We start from the raw sequence: 299 nt of genomic DNA, 5'->3' as shown, positions 1-299 counted from the left end.
TGGCGGGTTTTGGCCACAGTGCCGCTGACCTTGCTGGTGGCAGGCAATCTGCTGTCGATTGGCCAGTTGGCCCGCTGGATGCAGCGGCTTGGCCGCGCGCGGGGCCTGCAATACGGGGCACTGCTGGGCGTAGCGGCCGGGCTGCTGGCCGCCTGGGCGGTGGTGCAGGCCAGCTTTGGGCTGTTTTGCCTGGCGATGCTGCTGCTGGGCGGCTACCAGGCCCGGTTTTTACCGCTTCACGGCGCTCGATGGCATGCCGGCCGAGCACAGCGGCCGTGCCGCAGCCTGGGTGCTGGCCG

General features: G+C 70.2%; 1 pseudogene. It reads left to right on the top strand.

The features are described from left to right. Nucleotides 1-9: 9 nt before the first annotated feature. Nucleotides 10-299 (top strand): annotated as a pseudogene (locus tag H928_RS32920) (hypothetical protein); the annotation flags it as partial.

The organism is Comamonas sp. B-9 (assembly GCF_000410635.1).
In the GTDB taxonomy this organism is placed as follows: domain Bacteria; phylum Pseudomonadota; class Gammaproteobacteria; order Burkholderiales; family Burkholderiaceae_C; genus Comamonas.
This window is presented reverse-complemented; position numbering and strand designations above follow the sequence as displayed.